Origin of the sequence: Collimonas humicola, assembly GCF_018304945.1 — a bacterium.
GTDB classification, from domain to species: Bacteria; Pseudomonadota; Gammaproteobacteria; order Burkholderiales; family Burkholderiaceae_D; genus Collimonas; species Collimonas humicola.
This window is the reverse complement of the sequence record NZ_JAGQEE010000001.1, coordinates 1,581,313-1,598,981: the sequence shown is the minus strand read 5'-3', so window position 1 is coordinate 1,598,981 and position 17,669 is coordinate 1,581,313. Positions and strand designations below refer to the sequence as shown.

15 protein-coding genes are annotated in these 17,669 nt (G+C 62.5%); 8 read left to right on the top strand and 7 right to left on the bottom strand.

Annotated elements, in window-relative coordinates; all coding sequences use genetic code 11:
* The 4 genes from KHU30_RS07155 to KHU30_RS07140 all read right to left on the bottom strand — a co-directional run bounded on the left by KHU30_RS07155 (position 1) and on the right by KHU30_RS07140 (position 3,466).
* Positions 1-762, bottom strand: coding sequence for a DUF899 domain-containing protein (locus KHU30_RS07155; RefSeq protein ID WP_211441862.1), 762 nt, complete (start codon positions 760-762; stop codon positions 1-3).
* A 36-nt stretch (positions 763-798) separates the two neighbouring features.
* Complete coding sequence (gene gstA / locus KHU30_RS07150; protein WP_211441861.1) at positions 799-1,410, bottom strand: glutathione transferase GstA; 612 nt, start codon at positions 1,408-1,410, stop codon at positions 799-801.
* A gap of 111 nt (positions 1,411-1,521) precedes the next feature.
* Positions 1,522-2,199 carry a Vgb family protein gene (locus KHU30_RS07145; RefSeq protein ID WP_211441859.1) on the bottom strand — a complete coding sequence of 226 codons (678 nt, stop codon included), beginning with the start codon at positions 2,197-2,199 and terminating at the stop codon, positions 1,522-1,524.
* 46 nt (positions 2,200-2,245) lie between these two features.
* A complete protein-coding gene (locus tag KHU30_RS07140; protein WP_211441858.1) occupies positions 2,246-3,466 on the bottom strand; it encodes a helix-turn-helix domain-containing protein in 1,221 nt (406 codons plus the stop codon).
* Positions 3,467-3,567: 101 nt separating this feature from the next.
* On the opposite strand from KHU30_RS07140, the gene KHU30_RS07135 reads away from it, so the two are divergent.
* On the top strand, positions 3,568-4,710 hold the full coding sequence (locus KHU30_RS07135) for a PA0069 family radical SAM protein (RefSeq protein ID WP_230411609.1): 1,143 nt from the start codon (positions 3,568-3,570) through the stop codon (positions 4,708-4,710).
* A gap of 44 nt (positions 4,711-4,754) precedes the next feature.
* On the top strand, positions 4,755-5,321 hold the full coding sequence (locus KHU30_RS07130; RefSeq protein ID WP_211441857.1) for a GNAT family N-acetyltransferase: 567 nt from the start codon (positions 4,755-4,757) through the stop codon (positions 5,319-5,321).
* A 28-nt stretch (positions 5,322-5,349) separates the two neighbouring features.
* Here KHU30_RS07130 and KHU30_RS07125 read toward each other — a convergent pair whose 3' ends face one another.
* Both KHU30_RS07125 and trxB read right to left on the bottom strand, forming a co-directional pair.
* A complete protein-coding gene (locus tag KHU30_RS07125) occupies positions 5,350-5,994 on the bottom strand; it encodes a Smr/MutS family protein (RefSeq protein WP_211441856.1) in 645 nt (214 codons plus the stop codon).
* Positions 5,995-6,116: 122 nt separating this feature from the next.
* On the bottom strand, positions 6,117-7,073 hold the full coding sequence (gene trxB, locus KHU30_RS07120; RefSeq protein ID WP_211441855.1) for a thioredoxin-disulfide reductase: 957 nt from the start codon (positions 7,071-7,073) through the stop codon (positions 6,117-6,119).
* A 361-nt stretch (positions 7,074-7,434) separates the two neighbouring features.
* On the opposite strand from trxB, the gene KHU30_RS07115 reads away from it, so the two are divergent.
* A complete protein-coding gene (locus KHU30_RS07115) occupies positions 7,435-9,789 on the top strand; it encodes a DNA translocase FtsK (protein ID WP_211441854.1) in 2,355 nt (784 codons plus the stop codon).
* A 52-nt stretch (positions 9,790-9,841) separates the two neighbouring features.
* Entirely contained in the window at positions 9,842-10,492 is a 651-nt protein-coding gene (lolA, locus tag KHU30_RS07110; protein ID WP_211442258.1) for an outer membrane lipoprotein chaperone LolA, read from the top strand.
* Positions 10,493-10,523: 31 nt separating this feature from the next.
* Here the strand turns inward: lolA and fdxA are convergent, their stop codons facing one another.
* Entirely contained in the window at positions 10,524-10,856 is a 333-nt protein-coding gene (gene fdxA / locus KHU30_RS07105; protein ID WP_211442257.1) for a ferredoxin FdxA, read from the bottom strand.
* 189 nt (positions 10,857-11,045) lie between these two features.
* Here fdxA and KHU30_RS07100 point away from each other — a divergent pair, with 189 nt between their 5' ends.
* The 4 genes from KHU30_RS07100 to KHU30_RS07085 all read left to right on the top strand — a co-directional run bounded on the left by KHU30_RS07100 (position 11,046) and on the right by KHU30_RS07085 (position 17,582).
* The gene (locus KHU30_RS07100) at positions 11,046-12,353 is read left to right on the top strand and encodes a replication-associated recombination protein A (RefSeq protein ID WP_211441853.1); all 1,308 of its coding nucleotides are present in this window, start codon (positions 11,046-11,048) and stop codon (positions 12,351-12,353) included.
* 1,172 nt (positions 12,354-13,525) lie between these two features.
* Complete coding sequence (locus tag KHU30_RS07095; protein ID WP_211441852.1) at positions 13,526-14,026, top strand: sigma-70 family RNA polymerase sigma factor; 501 nt, start codon at positions 13,526-13,528, stop codon at positions 14,024-14,026.
* The gene (locus KHU30_RS07090; protein ID WP_211441851.1) at positions 14,023-14,982 is read left to right on the top strand and encodes a FecR domain-containing protein; all 960 of its coding nucleotides are present in this window, start codon (positions 14,023-14,025) and stop codon (positions 14,980-14,982) included. Before KHU30_RS07095 ends, KHU30_RS07090 begins: the two co-directional genes overlap by 4 nt.
* A 341-nt stretch (positions 14,983-15,323) precedes the next feature.
* Positions 15,324-17,582 carry a TonB-dependent siderophore receptor gene (locus tag KHU30_RS07085; RefSeq protein ID WP_329956657.1) on the top strand — a complete coding sequence of 753 codons (2,259 nt, stop codon included), beginning with the start codon at positions 15,324-15,326 and terminating at the stop codon, positions 17,580-17,582.
* Positions 17,583-17,669 lie beyond the last annotated feature (87 nt).

Below are 17,669 nucleotides of genomic sequence, written 5' to 3'. Positions count from 1 at the left end.
TCAGGTATGCGCGCAGCAGGAACCGGCCGCCGCCTCCGGCCCGTAGCGGTCGTGGTGGCGCACCCACTCCATCTTGTGGGGCACGTCTCGCTCGTCACGGCCCTTGGGTGTCAGGTCCATCATGTTATACGCGCCCATCATGACCTCCACGCCGCGGCCGTAGGTCGAGTAGGTGTGGAACACTTGGCCCGTATCGTCCTTGTAGAACACGCTGACGCCAGGCGCCTCTTCGACCGGGAAGGGCCGCATGCCGTAGTTGTAGTAGACCTCGCCCCTGGCCTGTTCCTCCGGCGTGAAGCTGACGTTGAAGTCGTGGTTGAAATCGCTGCCATGCGAGGACACCCACCTGAACCGCCAGCCCATGCGCTGGCGAAAGCGCGCGATGTCGGCCAGCGGTGCGCGCGAAATGGCGACCAGCGTGATGTCGCGCTGCGCCAGGTGCACGTTCATGCCGTCTGTGTGGTCGGCCATGAAAGAGCAGCTCGGACAACCTTGCTCCCATCCCGGGCCGAACATGAAGTGCTGCACCAGCAGCTGGCGGCGGCCGTCGAACAGCTCGGACAGCGTGCGCCGGCCCTCGGCGGTGTCGAACACGTAGTCCGTCTCGACGCGCTCCCACGGCAGCGCGCGGCGCTCGCGCGCGACCTGGTCGTGCAGGCGCATCAGTTCCTTCTCGCGCGCCAGCAGCGTCTTGCGCTCGCTCAGCCAGCGCTCGCTGGAGACGACGGGATGGTTGTTTATTTCGGATGTAGCGGTGTTCATGATCTGCTCCTTGGTTGATGACTGGCGGTAAAGGATTCAGGCGGCTGCAGGCTGTTCGCGGCGCAGCGCCGCTTGCACGGCGGGGCGGGCAGCGATGCGTTCCTGGAATGCCTGCAGGTTCGGGAACGGCGACAGATCGAGATTGACGAATGCCGACCAGCGCGTCACCACAAACAGATAGGCATCGCAGATGCTGAACTGTTCGCCCAGCAGGAATGGCGTGAAGCCGAGCGTGGCGTCGATCAGCTCATAATGCTTGCGCAGATGGGCCATGCGGCCGGCGCGTACTTCATCGCTGGTCTCCGGATAGAACAAGGGCAGGTAGCCCTGGTGCAGCTCTGAATTGATATAGCCCAGCATTTCCTGCAGGCGGTAGCGCGCCATGCTGCCGTTGGCGGGCGCCAGCTGTGCTTGAGGCTTCAGGTCGGCCAGGTACTGCGCCACGGCCGGGCCTTCCGTCAGCACGCGGCCGTCGTCCAGCCGCAGCGCGGGCACGTAGCCTTTGGGATTGATGGCGAGGTAGTCTTCGCCGTGTTCGGTGCGTTTGGTCTTGCTGTCGACCTTCACCAGTTCGATGGGCAGGCCAAGTTCGTTGGCAATGATGTGCGGGGACAACGAACAGGCGGACGGAATGTAGTACAGCTTCATGGTCTTGCTCCTTGGATGGGGGGGATCAGGCCGTTGCCTGAATGCGATGGGCGTGCGGCGGCGCTCGGCTGCACCGAAGACGCAGTCCAGCTCGACGTGCTCCTGCGGCGATTACGAGCCGGCTGCTTTCGGGCGTCGCACGGCGCGCACCTTGCCGCTACCTCCGCCGCCGCAGTAAAACAGGCCGGCACCGTCGGATTCGAGCCCGCTGACGTTGATGCCAGGCGGCATTTCCAGGCGCTCGAGCACGGCGCCGCTGTCTGGGTCGACGCGGCGGATTTCGCTTTCGTCGCCTTCCCATGTGCCGTGCCACAGCTCGCCGTCGACCCAGGTCACGCCGGTGACGAAGCGATTGGACTCGATGGTGCGGATGATGGCGCCGGTAGCCGGATCGATCTGGTGGATCTTGCGGTCGCGGTGCTGGCCCACCCACAGGCTGCCCTCGGCCCAGGCCAGCCCGGAGTCGTGGCCGTGGCCGGGCGCCGGGATCGAGGCCAGCACCTTGCCGCTGGCGGGATCGATCTTGTCGATGCGCTGCTCGGCGATCTGATACAAGTGGCTGCCGTCGAAGGCGGTGCCGGCATCGCAGGGGCAATCCAGCGTGCGCGTGGGCTCACCGCTCTCGGGATCGAAGGCAATCAGCCTGGCGCCGGTGGCCGCCCAGACGCGCTGGCCGTCGTGGGTCACGCCGGCTATGCTGGCGGCGCCGGCGAAGGGACCGTATTCGCGCACGATTTCGGCCGGGCGCGCTGCCGCCTGAGGTTTGTCTTTGCTGGTTTTTTGGGTCATTGCTGGCTCCTGATGGCGCATCTCGGATCGGCGCCGTAAGACAACTCTATTCCATCTGCAGCGTAGCGGGGAGTAACAAGATTGTCGTGAATCCTGCCAGCGGCGGCGCCAGCCAGCGGCGCATCCGGGTCTGCCCGATTGAACGTACCCGTCCGGCGGCCTCCAGCTCGGCCAGCGCGCGCTGCACGGTGCGCTGGCTATCCCCAAGGGCCAGCGCCAGGGCCGAGGTCGACCAGGCCGCGCCGTCGGCCAGCAGCGCTGCCAGCGCCGCCTGGTCGCCATCGATGGGCGGCGCCAGCACGGCCACGGCGCGCTCGGCTAGCGGCTTGAGGACAAAACCTTGCGCGGTAGCCTCGATCTGCGCCAGTTCCGTCACGAGTGCGCGCAGACGGCCGATCTCGACCCGCAGGCGCGCCCGGTGCGATTCGTTGGGGTGGCGGGTGCCGAATGCGCAGGCGATCAAGGTTTCGCGCCCAGCATCGCCAGGCCAGGCCTCGGCCAGCGCGCGCGCCAGCGCGAACAGCACCGGCCTGCGCGCCAGCGATTGCCACGCAGCGCCAGTGCCCAGCCCGCGCCGGCAAGCGTCGACCACCAGCGCGTCGGAGGCCAGCAGCGCTGCCACCTGGTCGAGGCGCAGCATGTGCTCGCCGCCGGCGCAGAGGCGCCTGGCGGCAGGACGATCGAGCGTGGCCTGCGCTTCCGCCGCCTCGGCCAGCAGCGCCGGCACGCCTGCGCGCCCGGCCGCCTCATGCGCACGAGCTAGCGCCGCCCGTGCCGGTCCGATGCGCAAGGAGCGCAGCGCCAGCTCAGCCGCCGCCAGCTCGGCCACTGCCGCCAGCGACGGCGGCAGGCCGCGCGCATCAAGCGGCGCCAGTGCCGCCTCGGCTTCGTCCAGGCGGCCAAGCAGCAAGAGTTTGCGCACCGCGATGAGCTGCGCCTGCAGCGCGTTGGCGTGATCGCCGTGCGCTGCAAGCGTGGCCAGGGCCGTCGTCAGCGTGCGCGGCGAGCTGCCGAGGTCGCGCACGGCCAGCGCCACCTCGGCCTCGGCCACCACGCAGCGTGCGCGCGCCAGCTCCTCGTTGGCGCCGAAGCCGCGGGCGGCGCGCCGCAGCAGCTCGCGGGCGCGCGCGTGCTCGCCCAGCTGGGCCATGGCGATGCCGCGCAAGGCTAGCGCCGGCGGGTCGTCGCGCAGGGCGACCCGCTTAAGGGCGCCGAGTACGTCGCCGGCAGCGAGGGCGCGCGCGGAGGCGGCTATCAGGGAGTCCATGGCGATAGAATACACCGCCGTGCCACGACGTCCCCGGATGCTGTTGCATTTGCCTGGTTTACGCTAAAATACTGTATATACATACAGTAATTGGTGCTTCGATGTCAGATCAGCAAAAAAAACATCCCGCCCAGGTAATGCATTTCCAGGGAGCCAGCGTGGTGCGCAAAGGCCGGGGTGCGACCAGCAATATGCAAGGCCGTTACGAAACCGACCAGCGCGAAGATTTCGACGACGGCTGGGCCGGCGAAGATGAGCAGCTTGATCCACCCGTGGTGCGCACCATCGTCACCGAGGAACAGGCAAAAAGCATCCTCAGCCGCAATGCCTCGCCGGACCTGCCGTTTGGCGTTTCCCTGAATCCCTATCGCGGCTGCGAACACGGCTGCATCTATTGCTTTGCGCGGCCTACGCACAGCTATCTCGGCCTCTCGCCAGGGCTGGATTTCGAGAGCCGGATTTTTGCCAAAGTGAACGCGCCGCAGTTGTTGCTGCGCGAGCTGGCCAAGCCATCCTATGTGCCGGCGTCGATCGCCATCGGCGTCAATACCGACGCCTATCAGCCCTGCGAGCGCGAGCTTGGCTTGACGCGCCGCATCCTGCAAGTGTTGCACGATTGCGAACATCCGCTGGCGCTGATCACCAAGTCGTCGCTGATCGAGCGCGACATCGATTTGCTGGCGGCGATGGCGGCCAAGAACCAGGCGGTGGCAGCGGTCACCATCACCACGCTGGATCCGGCCATTGCGCGCACGCTGGAACCGCGCGCCGCTGCGCCGGCGCGGCGTTTGCGCACGATCAGGACCTTGGCCGAGGCTGGCATCCCGGTCAGCGTCAGCATTGCGCCGCTGATCCCCTTCATCAACGAACCGGACCTGGAACGGATTATCGAAGCAGCGGCGGAGGCCGGCGCGGTGTGCGCCAATTACATCGTGCTGCGCTTGCCGTGGGAAGTGAACCCCTTGTTCCAGGACTGGCTGAACGCCCATTTTCCGGATCGCGCGAAAAGGGTCATGAACCATATCAGGGAAATGCGCGGCGGCGCCGACTACAATGCGGATTTCGCTACGCGCATGCGCGGCGAAGGCATCTGGGCCGATTTCCTGCGGCAGCGCTACAAGAAAGCGACGGCGCGTTACGGGCTGGTCCAGCGCGGTTCGTTCTCCAAGCTGGACAGCTCTCGGTTCAGGCCTCCGCAGCTGCCTGTGGAGCGGAAGCCGACGCCGCAGATGGATTTGTTTTAGCGATGATCCCTGGCGCCGGCTTGGGTGGAACAACGAGCGATGAGATGCGCGATGAATGGAGGGCGGACGTGACGGATTACCGGATTGAACTGGCGTCGATAGAGGACGTGCCGGCTTTGGCTGCGGTGGAGCAGGCCGCGGCTGCGCTGTTTCCTGAACGCTTGCTGCCGCTGCATTTGCGCGGCGAAACGGTGGCGCCTGAAAAATTGGTGGCGGCGCAAGCGGCTGGCATGCTGTGGGTGGCAAAGGACAGCGCTGCCACGGTGCTCGGTTTTGCCTGCGTCGCCATGCATGGCCAGGTGGCGGTGCTGGCGGAACTTGACGTCCTGCCGGCCTATGGCCGACACGGCATAGGCAGCGCCTTGCTGGCGGCGGTCGTCGCCTGGGGCAATGCGCGCGTGATCCCGACTTTATACCTGACCACTTTCCTGGAGTTCGCGCCCAGCCAGGCGTTGTATCGCAAGTTCGGCTTTGTCACGCTGGGCGCCGCGCCGGATTTCCTGGCTGCGGCGCTCAGGCAGGAGGCTGAAGCGGGGCTGGGGCAACGGGTTGCCATGCGGCTGACTTTTCCGCGCCACAAGGCGGCTAAAAGCTGCCCGTCACGCGATTGAATTGCGATGCAAGCAGAGGGGAAGAGATTTACAACTGGCCTTTGAGCAGCACCAGCAGGGCGCCTGAGCCGCCCTCGGCCGCGGTGGCCTGGCAGAAGGCCAGTACTTCGTCCTTTTGCACCAGCCAGTTGCGCACCTTGGATTTCAGCACCGGTTCCTTGTTGACCGAACCCAGGCCCTTGCCATGGATGATGCGGACGCAGCGCCAGCCGCGCTTGGCGGCCAGGCGCAGGAATTCAGCCAGGGCTTCGCGCGCTTCTTCGCGCCGCAGGCCGTGCAGGTCGAGCTGCTGCTGGATGGTCCAGTGACCGCGCCGCAGCTTGCGCATGACATCGGGGCCGATGCCGTTGCGGGCAAAGCTGAGCGTGTCATCGGTGTCGAGCAGGGTTTCGATGTTGAAATCGTCCGACAGCGATTCTTCCAGCGCGGCTTGTTCGTCGGCGATGTGCTGGCGGGCTATCGGCAGCGGGCGCGGGATGGCGGGCGTGAATTTGGGCGGTACGGCGAGCGGCTTGACGTTGCCGATGCTGCTGCGGAAGATGTCGGCGTCGCGCCGCGCTTCCTGCTCGCGGCGCTTGGCTTGCGCCGCGGCGGCCTGGCGTGCTTCGTCCTGCGCCTTGATTTCCTTGCGCAGCGATTTGAGGGCGCTGAAGTCTTTGATCGGGCCGGCCATGATATGTGCGTGCTGATAGTGAAAGGCGGCGGTGCGCAGCAAACTAAAGGTGGCGACGATAGGATCGCGTCGCTGCCGCCGTCTACGAAGCAGGGCAGGCACATCGTGCCCGCCCGTGAACCTTAGTCTTCCAGGAAACGCTGTGCATCCAGCGCTGCCATGCAACCGGTGCCGGCGCTGGTGATGGCCTGGCGGTAGATATGGTCCTGCACATCGCCGGCGGCGAATACGCCCGGTACGCTGGTCGCTGTCGCCATGCCTTCGAGGCCGGTCTTGGTCTTGATGTAGCCGTTATGCATCTCCAGCTGGCCGTCGAAAATGCCGGTGTTGGGCTTGTGGCCGATGGCGATGAAGACGCCGTGCAGCGCGATCGGCGTAATGCTGCCGTCGGCCACCGACTTGATGTTGATGCCGGTGACGCCGCTGGCATCGCCGGTGACTTCGTCCAGCGTGTAGTTGTACTTGATGACGATCTTGCCTTCGGCGACCTTGGCGTTGAGGCGGTCGACCAGGATCGGTTCGGCGCGGAACTTGTCGCGGCGATGGATCAGCGTGACCTTGCTGGCGATGTTGGACAGGTACAGCGCTTCTTCCACAGCGGTATTGCCGCCGCCGACCACAGCCACTTCCTGGCCGCGGTAGAAGAAACCGTCGCAGGTGGCGCAGGCGGAAACGCCTTTGCCCATGAAGGCTTCTTCCGACGGCAGGCCGAGGTACTGGGCCGAGGCGCCGGTGGCGATGATCAGGGCGTCGCAGGTGTATTCGCCATTGTCGCCGAGCAGGCGGAATGGCCTTTCCGACAACTTGGTGGTGTGGATATGGTCGAAAATGATTTCGGTGTTGAATTCTTCCGCGTGCTTGAGCAGGCGCTGCATCAGTTCCGGGCCTTGCACGCCATGCGGATCGCCCGGCCAGTTTTCAACGTCGGTCGTGGTCATCAGCTGGCCGCCTTGCTCGACGCCGGTGATCAGCACCGGCTTCAGGTTGGCGCGCGCGGCGTAGACGGCAGCGCTGTAGCCTGCAGGTCCGGAGCCGAGGATCAGTACATGGGCGTGCTTGGCGGGTTTGGTAGTAGTCATGGAAGAAGGCCTTAGGTAACAAATGTCGGGAGCGTCATGGATTTGAAGAATGCCGTTTTATGCACGCTTGCGGCGGATAAATATTGTCAAGATCATCAAATGGCGCTCAAAAACTCGGTAAGATTATAGTCGAGCAAGCCGCCGCACGTGTGCGGCGCATCAAAATTCGCACGCGCCAGGCTTGTTTTTGACGCATGTTGCAACTGGAAACATCAAACACTGGTTATATATATAGGTATTGGGTGCATAATTTCAACTTGCCATGCATGATTGAGCCAGGGTTTATCCGTGGAACTTATGCGAGATGCAAGGTCTTAGACCATTTTCAAGACGCAACACTAAAGCAACATCAACCGGATTTATGACTAGAACAAGCCAAGCCTATACCCGCAATGCCAAACCGCAGGACGCGGCGCCTTTGCCAAGCCGTCTGGTGCGGCTGTTGTATGAAGCGCGCTGGATCATCTATGCGGTCATCACGGCCTATCTGCTCATCATTTTCGCCACCTATTCCAAGTCCGACCCCGGCTGGTCGCACGGCGCCCTGGTGCCGCGCATGCATAACTGGGGCGGCCGCGTCGGCGCCTGGGTTTCCGACCTGATGCTGTTCGTCTTCGGCGCCTCTGCCTGGTGGTGGTGCGCGCTGCTGCTGCGCACCCTGTGGCAGGGCTACCGGCGTATTTCGCAGCGCTTCGTGGTGGAGAAAAACGCCGAGCCGGAACACAGCCAGGAAGGCTTGATCCGCGGCGCCGGCTTTGTCCTGATCCTGGTCGGCAGCCTGGGCCTCGAATATACCCGCATGCAATGGCTGGCGGCCCACGTGCAGCTGCCGCGCGCGCCGGGCGGCGTGCTGGGGCAACTGATCGGCAGCGGCGCGCAGAATGCGCTCGGCTTCACCGGCGGCACCTTGTTCCTGCTGCTGCTGTTTGCGCTCGGCATCAGCCTGTTTTTCCATATGTCCTGGCTGACGGTGGCGGAGCGCATCGGCGCCGGCATCGAAAACGGCCTGCTGTGGCTGAAGAATTTCTACATCGCGCGCCAGGACCGGAAGGTCGGCCAGGTCGCCGCCGTCAAGCGCGAAGAGGTGGTGGTGCAGGAGCGCGCCAAGATCGTGGTGGCGCCGCCGATCCGCATCGAGCCGCAGATCGTCGCGGTGCCGAAATCCGAGCGGGTGCAGAAGGAAAAGCAGAGCGCCCTGTTTGAAGACCTGCCCGATACCAACCTGCCGCCTTTGTCGCTGCTGGATGAAGCGCCGCCGGCGCAGCAGACCGTGAGCGTCGAAACGCTGGAGTTCACCAGCCGCCTGATCGAGAAGAAACTCTCCGATTTCGGCGTCCAGGTGACGGTGGTGGCGGCGCATCCGGGGCCGGTGATCACGCGTTATGAAATCGAGCCGGCGACCGGCGTCAAGGGCAGCCAGATCGTCGGCCTGGCGCGCGACCTGGCGCGTTCGCTGTCGCTGACCTCGATCCGCGTGGTTGAAGTCATCCCGGGCAAGATGTACATGGGCCTGGAATTGCCGAATCCGAAACGGCAGATTGTGCGCCTGACCGAGATCCTCGGTTCCAAGGTGTATAACGACGGCGTTTCCAGCCTGACCATCGCGCTCGGCAAGGATATCGCCGGCCATCCGGTGGTGGCCGACCTGGCCAAGATGCCGCACTTGCTGGTGGCGGGCACTACCGGTTCGGGCAAGTCGGTGGGGATCAACGCCACCATCCTTTCCTTGCTGTATAAATCCGACCCGAACCAGGTGCGCCTGATCCTGATCGATCCGAAAATGCTGGAGCTGTCGATCTACGAAGGCATCCCGCACCTGCTGGCGCCGGTGGTGACCGACATGCGCCAGGCCGGCCATGCGCTCAATTGGGCAGTGAACGAAATGGAGCGCCGCTACAAGCTGATGTCGAAGCTGGGCGTGCGCAACCTGGCCGGCTATAACCAGAAGATCATCGACGCCGACAAGCGCGAAGAGAAAATCCCGAATCCGTTCAGCCTGACGCCGGACGCGCCGGAACCGCTGGAGAAGCTGCCGACCATCGTGGTCATCATCGACGAGCTGGCCGACCTCATGATGGTGGTCGGCAAGAAGGTGGAAGAACTGATTGCCCGCATCGCGCAAAAGGCGCGGGCGGCCGGCATCCACTTGATTCTGGCGACACAGCGCCCATCTGTAGATGTGATCACCGGCCTGATCAAGGCCAACGTGCCGACCCGCATCGCGTTCCAGGTCAGCAGCAAGATCGATTCGCGCACCATCCTCGACCAGATGGGGGCGGAAGCGCTGCTGGGCATGGGCGACATGCTGTACATGCCGCCCGGCACCGGCTTGCCGATCCGCGTGCACGGCGCCTTTGTCTCGGATGAAGAGGTGCACCGGGTGGTCGATTACCTGAAAGAACAGGGCGAACCGAATTACATCGAAGGCATACTGGAAGGCGGCGTGCTGGAAGACGGCGGCGACGGCGCTGTCGGCGGCGCAGCCACCGGCGGCACCGAAGGCGATGAACTATACGACCAGGCGGTGGCAGTGGTGCTCAAGAACCGGCGGGCTTCGATTTCTCTGGTGCAGCGCCATCTGCGCATCGGTTACAACCGCGCAGCGCGCCTGCTGGAGCAAATGGAAACCAGCGGCCTGGTCTCAACCATGCAATCCAACGGCAACCGGGAAATCCTGGTGCCGGCGGGTAATGGCAACAGCAGCAATACGGAGTAGGAATATGCAAAAGAAAATTACCGCCAGCCCGATCGGCGCACCCAGGAACAATATGTTTGCCAGGATCAAGTCGGGACGCCTGATTATCGGCCTGTCGCTGAGCATGGCGCTGCTGCCTTCGCTGGCCGGTGCCAGCGCGCTGGAACAGTTCAAGTCCTTCGTCAGCAGCACGCAATCGGCCAAGGGCGAGTTCTACCAGCAGCTGGTGAAAATCGATGCCGGCAGCAAGGCGCCGAAGGTTTCCAGCACCTCCAGCGGCATCTTCGTTTTCGCGCGGCCGGGCAAGTTCATCTGGACCTATCAAAAGCCGTACGAGCAGATCCTGCAGGCCGATGGCGACAAGCTGTTCATCTACGACAAGGACCTGAACCAGGTCACCACCAAGAGCCTGGGCAATGCGCTCGGCTCGTCGCCGGCGGCGATCCTGTTCGGCAGCAACGACCTGGAAAAGAACTTTGTCCTGAAAGAAGGCCAGGCCAAGGACGGCATGGAGTGGCTGGAAGCGACGCCGAAAGCCAAGGACACGACTTTCGACCATATCGGCATCGGCTTGCGCGACGGCATACCGCAGGCGATGGAGCTGCGCGATTCATTTGGCCAGGTGTCGCTGCTGACCTTCAAGAATTTTGTCAAGAATCCGCCTTTGTCAGCCGGACAGTTCAAGTTTGTCGTGCCCAAGGGCGCGGACGTGCTGAATCAATAGTTGGGCAGGGTGCCCGTGCTGACGCGGACGTTCAGGCCAGCTTGAGGAATTCCAGCTTGTTGGCGACTTCGCGCCAGCTTTCATGGTCGGGCAGCGGCGCTTGCGAACGGGTGATCGGCTGCCAGTCGGGATGTGCCGCCAGGCGGGCGTTGATCTCAATGAAGTGGCGCTGCTCCGGCGGCAGGTCGGTTTCGTTGTAGATGGCGCCGACCGGGCATTCCGGCACGCACATCGAGCAGTCGATGCAGTTGTCCGGCACGATCACCAGGAAATTCGGCCCTTGCCGGAAGCAGTCCATGGGACAGACTTCGACGCAGTCGGTGTACTTGCACTGGATGCAGGAATCGGTGACGACAAAGGGCATGATGGTGCGGTCCGGGTTGGGGCTGGCGTGCAATGGCGAGGCTGGCGTTGGCATCGAAATCGAGCGGCATTCTCTCACAGTTGCGTTTTTTGCGCCGGCAACGGCGCTACGACTGATCGGCGGGATTCTGCCCATGCATCATCTGGTTTCATTTTTCAAACAAAGCGCATTTTTCACAGAACCATCTTCATGTCCGACCTCTTCAAAGTAGAACCCACTCCGCCATTGGCCGAAGCCCTGCGTCCGGCGACCCTGGATGAAGTGATTGGGCAGAGCCATTTGCTGGGCGCGGGCAAGCCGCTGCGGCTCGCGTTTGAGTCGGGCAGGCCGCATTCCATGATCTTGTGGGGGCCGCCGGGCGTCGGCAAGACCACGCTGGCGCGTTTGACTGCGAATGCCTTCGACTGCGAATTCATCCCGTTGTCGGCAGTGTTTTCCGGCGTCAAGGATATCCGCGCGGCGATGGAGCAGGCGCAGCAGTACCTGGCGCAGGGCAAGCATACTATTCTGTTCGTCGATGAAATTCATCGCTTCAACAAATCGCAGCAAGATGCCTTGCTGCCGTATGCAGAATCGGGCTTGGTGACTTTCATTGGCGCGACCACCGAAAATCCTTCGTTTGAAGTCAATTCGGCTCTGCTGTCGCGAGCGCAAGTGTATGTGTTACAGGCGTTGAGCGACGATGAGCTCAAGCAGTTGCTGGCGCGCGCGCAGGAGCGGGTGTTGTCGCACCTGCAGTTTGACGATGCCGCCGTCGATACCCTGATCGGCTACGCCGACGGCGACGCACGCCGATTGCTCAATTTGCTGGAGCAGAGCGGCAGCGCTATCAAAGCTTCGGGCGTGACGCAAGTGACCGCCGAGTTCCTGCAAAATGCGCTGACCTTGAATGCGCGCCGTTTCGACAAGGGCGGCGATAATTTCTACGACCAGATTTCCGCCCTGCATAAATCGGTGCGCGGCTCCAGCCCGGATGGCGCGCTGTACTGGCTGTGCCGCATGCTGGACGGCGGCGCCGATCCCAAGTACCTGTCGCGGCGGATCATCCGCATGGCATGGGAAGATATCGGCCTGGCCGATCCGCGCGCGATGCAGATCGCCACCGACGCCGCCGCCACCTTCGAGCGGCTGGGTTCGCCGGAAGGCGAGCTGGCGCTGGGGCAGGCCGTCATCTACCTGGCGATCGCCGCCAAGAGCAACGCCGGCTACAACGCCTTCAACCAGGCCATGGCATTTGTACGCAAGGACAAGTCGCGCGAAGTGCCGGTGCACCTGCGCAATGCGCCGACCAAGCTGATGAAGGAACTCGGCTACGGCCACGAGTACCGCTATGCGCACGATGAGCCGCATGCCTACGCGGCAGGAGAAACCTACCTTCCGGACGGCATCGAAGATCCCGGCTGGTACCGGCCGGTGCCGCGCGGCGTGGAAGCCAAGATTGCCGAGAAAATGCAGTTCCTCCGCAGCCTGGATGACGATGCCAGGGGCGGCAGGTAGGCGGACACTGCGCTGGCCGAGTCATGTGGGGTCAGAGTTTTTTTACGACGGCAGTATCGTCGTAAATTACTCCGACCCCATATGACGGGTTCGCAGAGAGCCGGGCGCATTCATCGTTTTGTTTTTCTAACGACCGGGCACGCAAGCCGTAGCCCGCTAATTGGGGTCAGAGTCGAATTTCTGCAAAAAACGTGCAGAAATTCGACTCTGACCCCAATTAGCTCTGACCCCAATTAGCTACGTGTGTCCGTGCGACGAAAACCTGGTTTTGGCTTTGTCGCGTTTTATGAAATTCTCGATCATTCGGTCCTGGTCGATTGCCCTTGGAACAAGCGAGCGCCGTTGTTCCCGCCCATCAGAATTCTGCCGAGACCTCATCTGCTTCTCGCAGAGGCACAAGCTTGGACCACGCTCTCTCTCCAGGGCATGGGTTGAGCACCAAATTGGGGCGGTTTGGCAATTGCTGCCAAAACTTGTCAAATGAATTCCATCCGCTTTGTTTGCATGCCGCGCCGTTCGCAGCGTCATTCTGGCCGGCGCGCCTATGGCGCTGGCGCTACGGCCCAACGCGCGCGAGGAAAAAGAAAAGAGCGCATCTTTCTATAGATTTTTTTGTTCTATCTATATACGTTTTTTGCGATAAGAAAATCCGGCAGAAATCAGCCGCGCTTGGCCTCGATATTGCTTCTGTTCGTGAAGTGAAGCGGCTTGCTTCATTACCCTGTTGTGTCCACCGCGCCGTCCCATAGACAACCCTGTCTGTCTGAATGTCAAATGACGACTGCGCGTCCGGGTAACAATCGTCGCCGCCATTTGCAGACTTGTTAACAGCAAGCTAAGCAAATGTTCAAATAATTAAATGTTTAGTGAGGATTATGTTGCTTCGCCCCTTTTGTCTTGTTGACGGCCAGCGTAAATTAGCCCTACATTTTGGTCTTGAATTAAGTAGAGCTAAAATTCAGTACGCGTTTTTTTTGCATTGTGTTGGTTTTGCAAAGAGGCGTCGCAGGAGCGTCAGTACTGGAAAAAGCCAAGCTGTTTTTACGCAATTGCCTGCATCCCTGATTTTAAGCTTAGCCCTGCCTGCGGTTGGCAGAGCGCGTCTCCCATGAGGAAAGCTGCCAGTCACATGCCGAAAAATGCCGCAAAAGAGCCACATAGGAGAGCCGCTTATGCCCAAGGTTGAGGCTACATCGATACAGTCCTTATATATTGAGCACCATAACTGGTTGCTCGGATGGTTGCGTCGGCGTCTAGGCAATATCGACCACGCCGCGGATATTGCGCAGGATACGTTCGTGCGCGTGCTGCTGAAGTCGGCGATCGAGGTGATCGAGGAGCCGCGCGCCTACCTGACCGTCATCGCCAAGGGCCTGGTCGCCAATGCCCATCGGCGCGATGCCCTGGAACGCAGCTATTTGGAAACGCTGGCGACAATGCCTGAGGCGCTGGCGCCGTCGCAGGAATATCGTGCGATGCTGCTTGAGACCTTGTTTGAAATCGATGCCATGCTGGACCGGCTGCCGGCCAAGGCGCGCAGCACTTTCCTGCTGTCGCAGCTGGAAGGCCTGACCTATGCCGAGATCGCCGAGCGCCTGGACATTTCAGTGCGTACCGTCAAGCGCCACATGGTGCTGGGCTTTGAACAGTGCCTGATGTTTTCCCTGCCATGAGCGAAACCCCTATCAATCCCGCGATCATCCGCGAAGCCGCAACCTGGCTGATGACCTTGCATGGCGGCGAGGCGACCGAAGCCGACCAGCAAGCCTGGCAGCGCTGGCGTTCGCGCAGCCCCGAACACCAGCGCGCCTGGCTGTGCGCGCAAAAAATCAATAATGCATTCAGCGACATCCCGGCCGAGCTTGGCATGCCGGTGCTCGATCGCCCGGCGTCGTACCAGCAGCGGCGCACGGCGCTGAAAGCCTTGTCGCTGCTGCTGACAGCGGCCCCGGTAGCGTGGCTGGCGACCAGGATGCCGTGGGAGGAGTGGACTGCGGAGTATCAGACCGGCACCGGCGAACAGCGCGATGTTGCGTTGTCGGACGGTTCCCGGCTGATGCTGAACACAGCCAGTTCGATCGACGTCAAATTCGATGCCTCCAGGAGGCTGGTGCGGCTGTACACCGGCGAGATGCTGGTCAACAGCGGACGCGACCAGCTTGTCCCGGCGCGGCCGTTCTTGGTGCAGACCCGGCACGGCATGCTGCGCGCGCTGGGTACCCGTTTCGATGTCCGGCAGGAGGGCATGCGCAGTCATGTGGCGGTGTTCGAGGGCGCCGTCGAAGTTGTCCCGCAAAAATCGGAAGGCAAGGCGGTGCTGCTGAAGGCTGGCCAGCAATGCGTATTTACTGCCAAAGGCGTAGAGCCGGTGCAGAAGGCTGACGGTACGCTGGCGCTGTGGTCGCAAGGCGTGCTGGTTGCCGAGAAAATGCGGCTTGCCGATTTCATCGACGAGCTGGCGCGCTATCGTCATGGCCGTCTTGTGTGCGATCCGACGGTAGCCGATCAGCTGGTGTCGGGAGCATTCCAGCTGAACGACACGGACCAGGTGCTGTTTTTGCTTAGCAAGGTATTGCCGGTGCGCGTGGAAAAAATAAGCCGCTATTGGGTGACGGTGACTAAAGCCTAGCGGGCATGGCGCATCTTTCGATATCTTCCAATGCAGCCGGATTTGAAATTTGATGTGGTGTGGTTTGACCTGACAGAGCAAGCTCTTTTTCCTGCGATTTTATGCGATGGGGTTTGCCGGGCAGGCGCTTCTGATAGCTAACCGAGAAAGCAATTCGTATGGTTCTACAAAATTCTCGGCGACGGATTTTTGATACATCGCGGCCGCTTTCTGTGGCCATGCGCTTACACATGGCTTGCTGGTGCCTGGCATCGGCAAGCTTTGGCGCCCCTCAGCTGGCATGCGCCCAAGCGGCGCAGCAGGCAAAAAATTACGCAATAAACGCAGGCAAATTGAACCAGGTGCTGGCGGTCTTTGCCGCGCGGGCCGGCATTTCGCTTGCCTATGATCCGGCGCTGGTGCTTGATAAGGTCAGCCCCGGCCTGAATGGAACACATGCCGTGGCCGATGCTCTCGTGCGTCTGCTGAGCGGCACCGGGCTGGAAGCCGTCGCCAAGGCCGAGGGCGGTTATGCATTGCGGCCCCAGGCGTCGGCGCCATCGGCGCAGCGGCCGTTGCAGGCAGCCGATGTGCAGGCCGCGGCGGTCGGCGCCAGGGACGATGCGCTGCTGATGGAGATGATTGTCTTTCCGCCGCCCGATGGCGCGGCCGTACAGGGTTTTGCCGCCGTCAGCAGCAGCAGCGCCACCCGCACCAGCATGCCGCTTTCCCAGATTCCGCAATCGGTGCAGGTGGTGACGCAAGAGGCGCTGGCCAGTCAGCAGTCGCAGTCGGTGCTGGATGCCTTGCACGACGTCAGCGGCGTCAATATCTATAACCTCGGCGTCGATACCACGGTGTATATCCGCGGGTTCCTGGCGCCTACCCGCATCAACGGCCTGGAGCAAGGCGCATCCCGCATCGACAATGCCAGTTCGCCGCTGCATACGCCGCTGGCGGCGATCGACAGGATAGAAGTCATCAAGGGCGCCGATTCGATCGTCGCCAACGGCGACATGGAACCGGGCGGGCTGGTCAACATCATCACCAAGCGGCCGCAGGCCGAGCCGGTGCGGGAGCTGACGGTGGAGGCAGGAACCCAGGGCCACCAGCGCTATGCGTTCGACCTGGCCGGCGCGCTGTCGGACGACCAGGCGTGGACGCACAGGGTGATCATCTCCGGCAGCCGCGACTCGGATGCAATCGACCGCTACGACAGTGCGCGCGACGTCTATTTCGCGCCGTCGCTGGGCTATCGCCGCGACGGCACAGTGGCCGTGGCCGGCATCAATTATCAGCGCAACCAGCAGGCCAACGGCGGCCTTGGCCCGATCGGCGTGGTGGACGACGGCTTGCTGAGCACCAGCGTCGGCGCCAGCTATGACGTACAGCAGAAGATGGGCAGCAGCTGGGGCTGGCAGAGCAAGGGCAACTATATGCGGACGCGCTTGTCGTCGCGTTCATATAACTGCGTGCAAAGCGATGCAGCCGGCGCCGGATTGCGGGATTGCCAGACGCAAGCGCTGGAATCGAGCGCCTATGGCTGGAATCTGGAAAACAGCGTGCACGGCACTTTTCATAGCGGGCAGGTCAAGCATACGGTGCTGGCAGGCGTAGCGCTCAGCTATAGCTGGCGGGCGGTGCCGATGGCGGAAATAGGTCCGCCCATGATGGCGACGCTGTCCCGCAGCAGCCTGCCGGAGGTGCCGGCAACCAATCTGACGCCGTTCGGTCCGGCGGTGACGCTGAACTATAACAACTGGTTTTTGCAGGACCAGCTGAGCTGGCGGCGCTGGCGTTTCCTGGTCAATCTTGGCTATACCCGCGCCTGGTCGCACGCTACCGACCCGCAGACGGAAGAGGTCACGTCGCTGCATCCGCAGAGCAAGCCGGTCTACAATATCGGGCTGTCCTACCAGTTGAACGATCATGTCACGCTGTACGCCAACCGGCAGAAAAGTTTTGTGCTGCAGGCGCAGCCGTCGGGCATCCGCTACGGCGGCGGCCCTCCCGGTCTGTACAACCTGCCGCCGACGGATGGCAAGTCGCTGGAAGCGGGCGTCAAGCTGAATTTTCTGGATGAACGCCTGATACTGACGACTTCAGTATTCCGGGCGTCCCATGCAAATGTCCTTTACGGCTTTGCCTACGATGCCGACGGCAATCTGTACACCGGGCTGCTGCCGCCCACCATCAGCCGCGGCACGGAGTTCGACCTGGCCGGCAGTCCGCTGCCAGGCTGGAATCTCGTCGCCTCCTACAGCTACACCGACTTTAGCTATGCGCAGCCGGCCGGCTTTGTGGTCGAGCCTTCGCTGATTGCGCGCCACCAGGCCAGCTTCTGGAGCAGCTACGACCTGCAGACGCCAGCCTGGCGCGGCTGGGGCTACGGCGTGGGGGCGACTGCCCGCACCGGCTATCCCAGCAACAGCGGCGACCATATCGGCGGCCAGGTCTCGCTCGACGGCAACCTGCGTTACGCCGCCAGGCGCTGGTCGCTCACGCTCGGCGCTCGCAATCTGCTCAACCGCCGCCTGTACGGCAGCTTCGCCAATCTGCAGCAAGGCATCGGCTTTGAGCCGGGCAGGGTGTTCGTGCTAACCGGCCGTTATAATTTCTGACATTGGCAAGCGCAGCGCCTGGCGGCAACAGGGAGCCGATAAAAACTTGTGGCTCCCCGCGCCGGCAGCAGCCTGGTGGACTGTAAC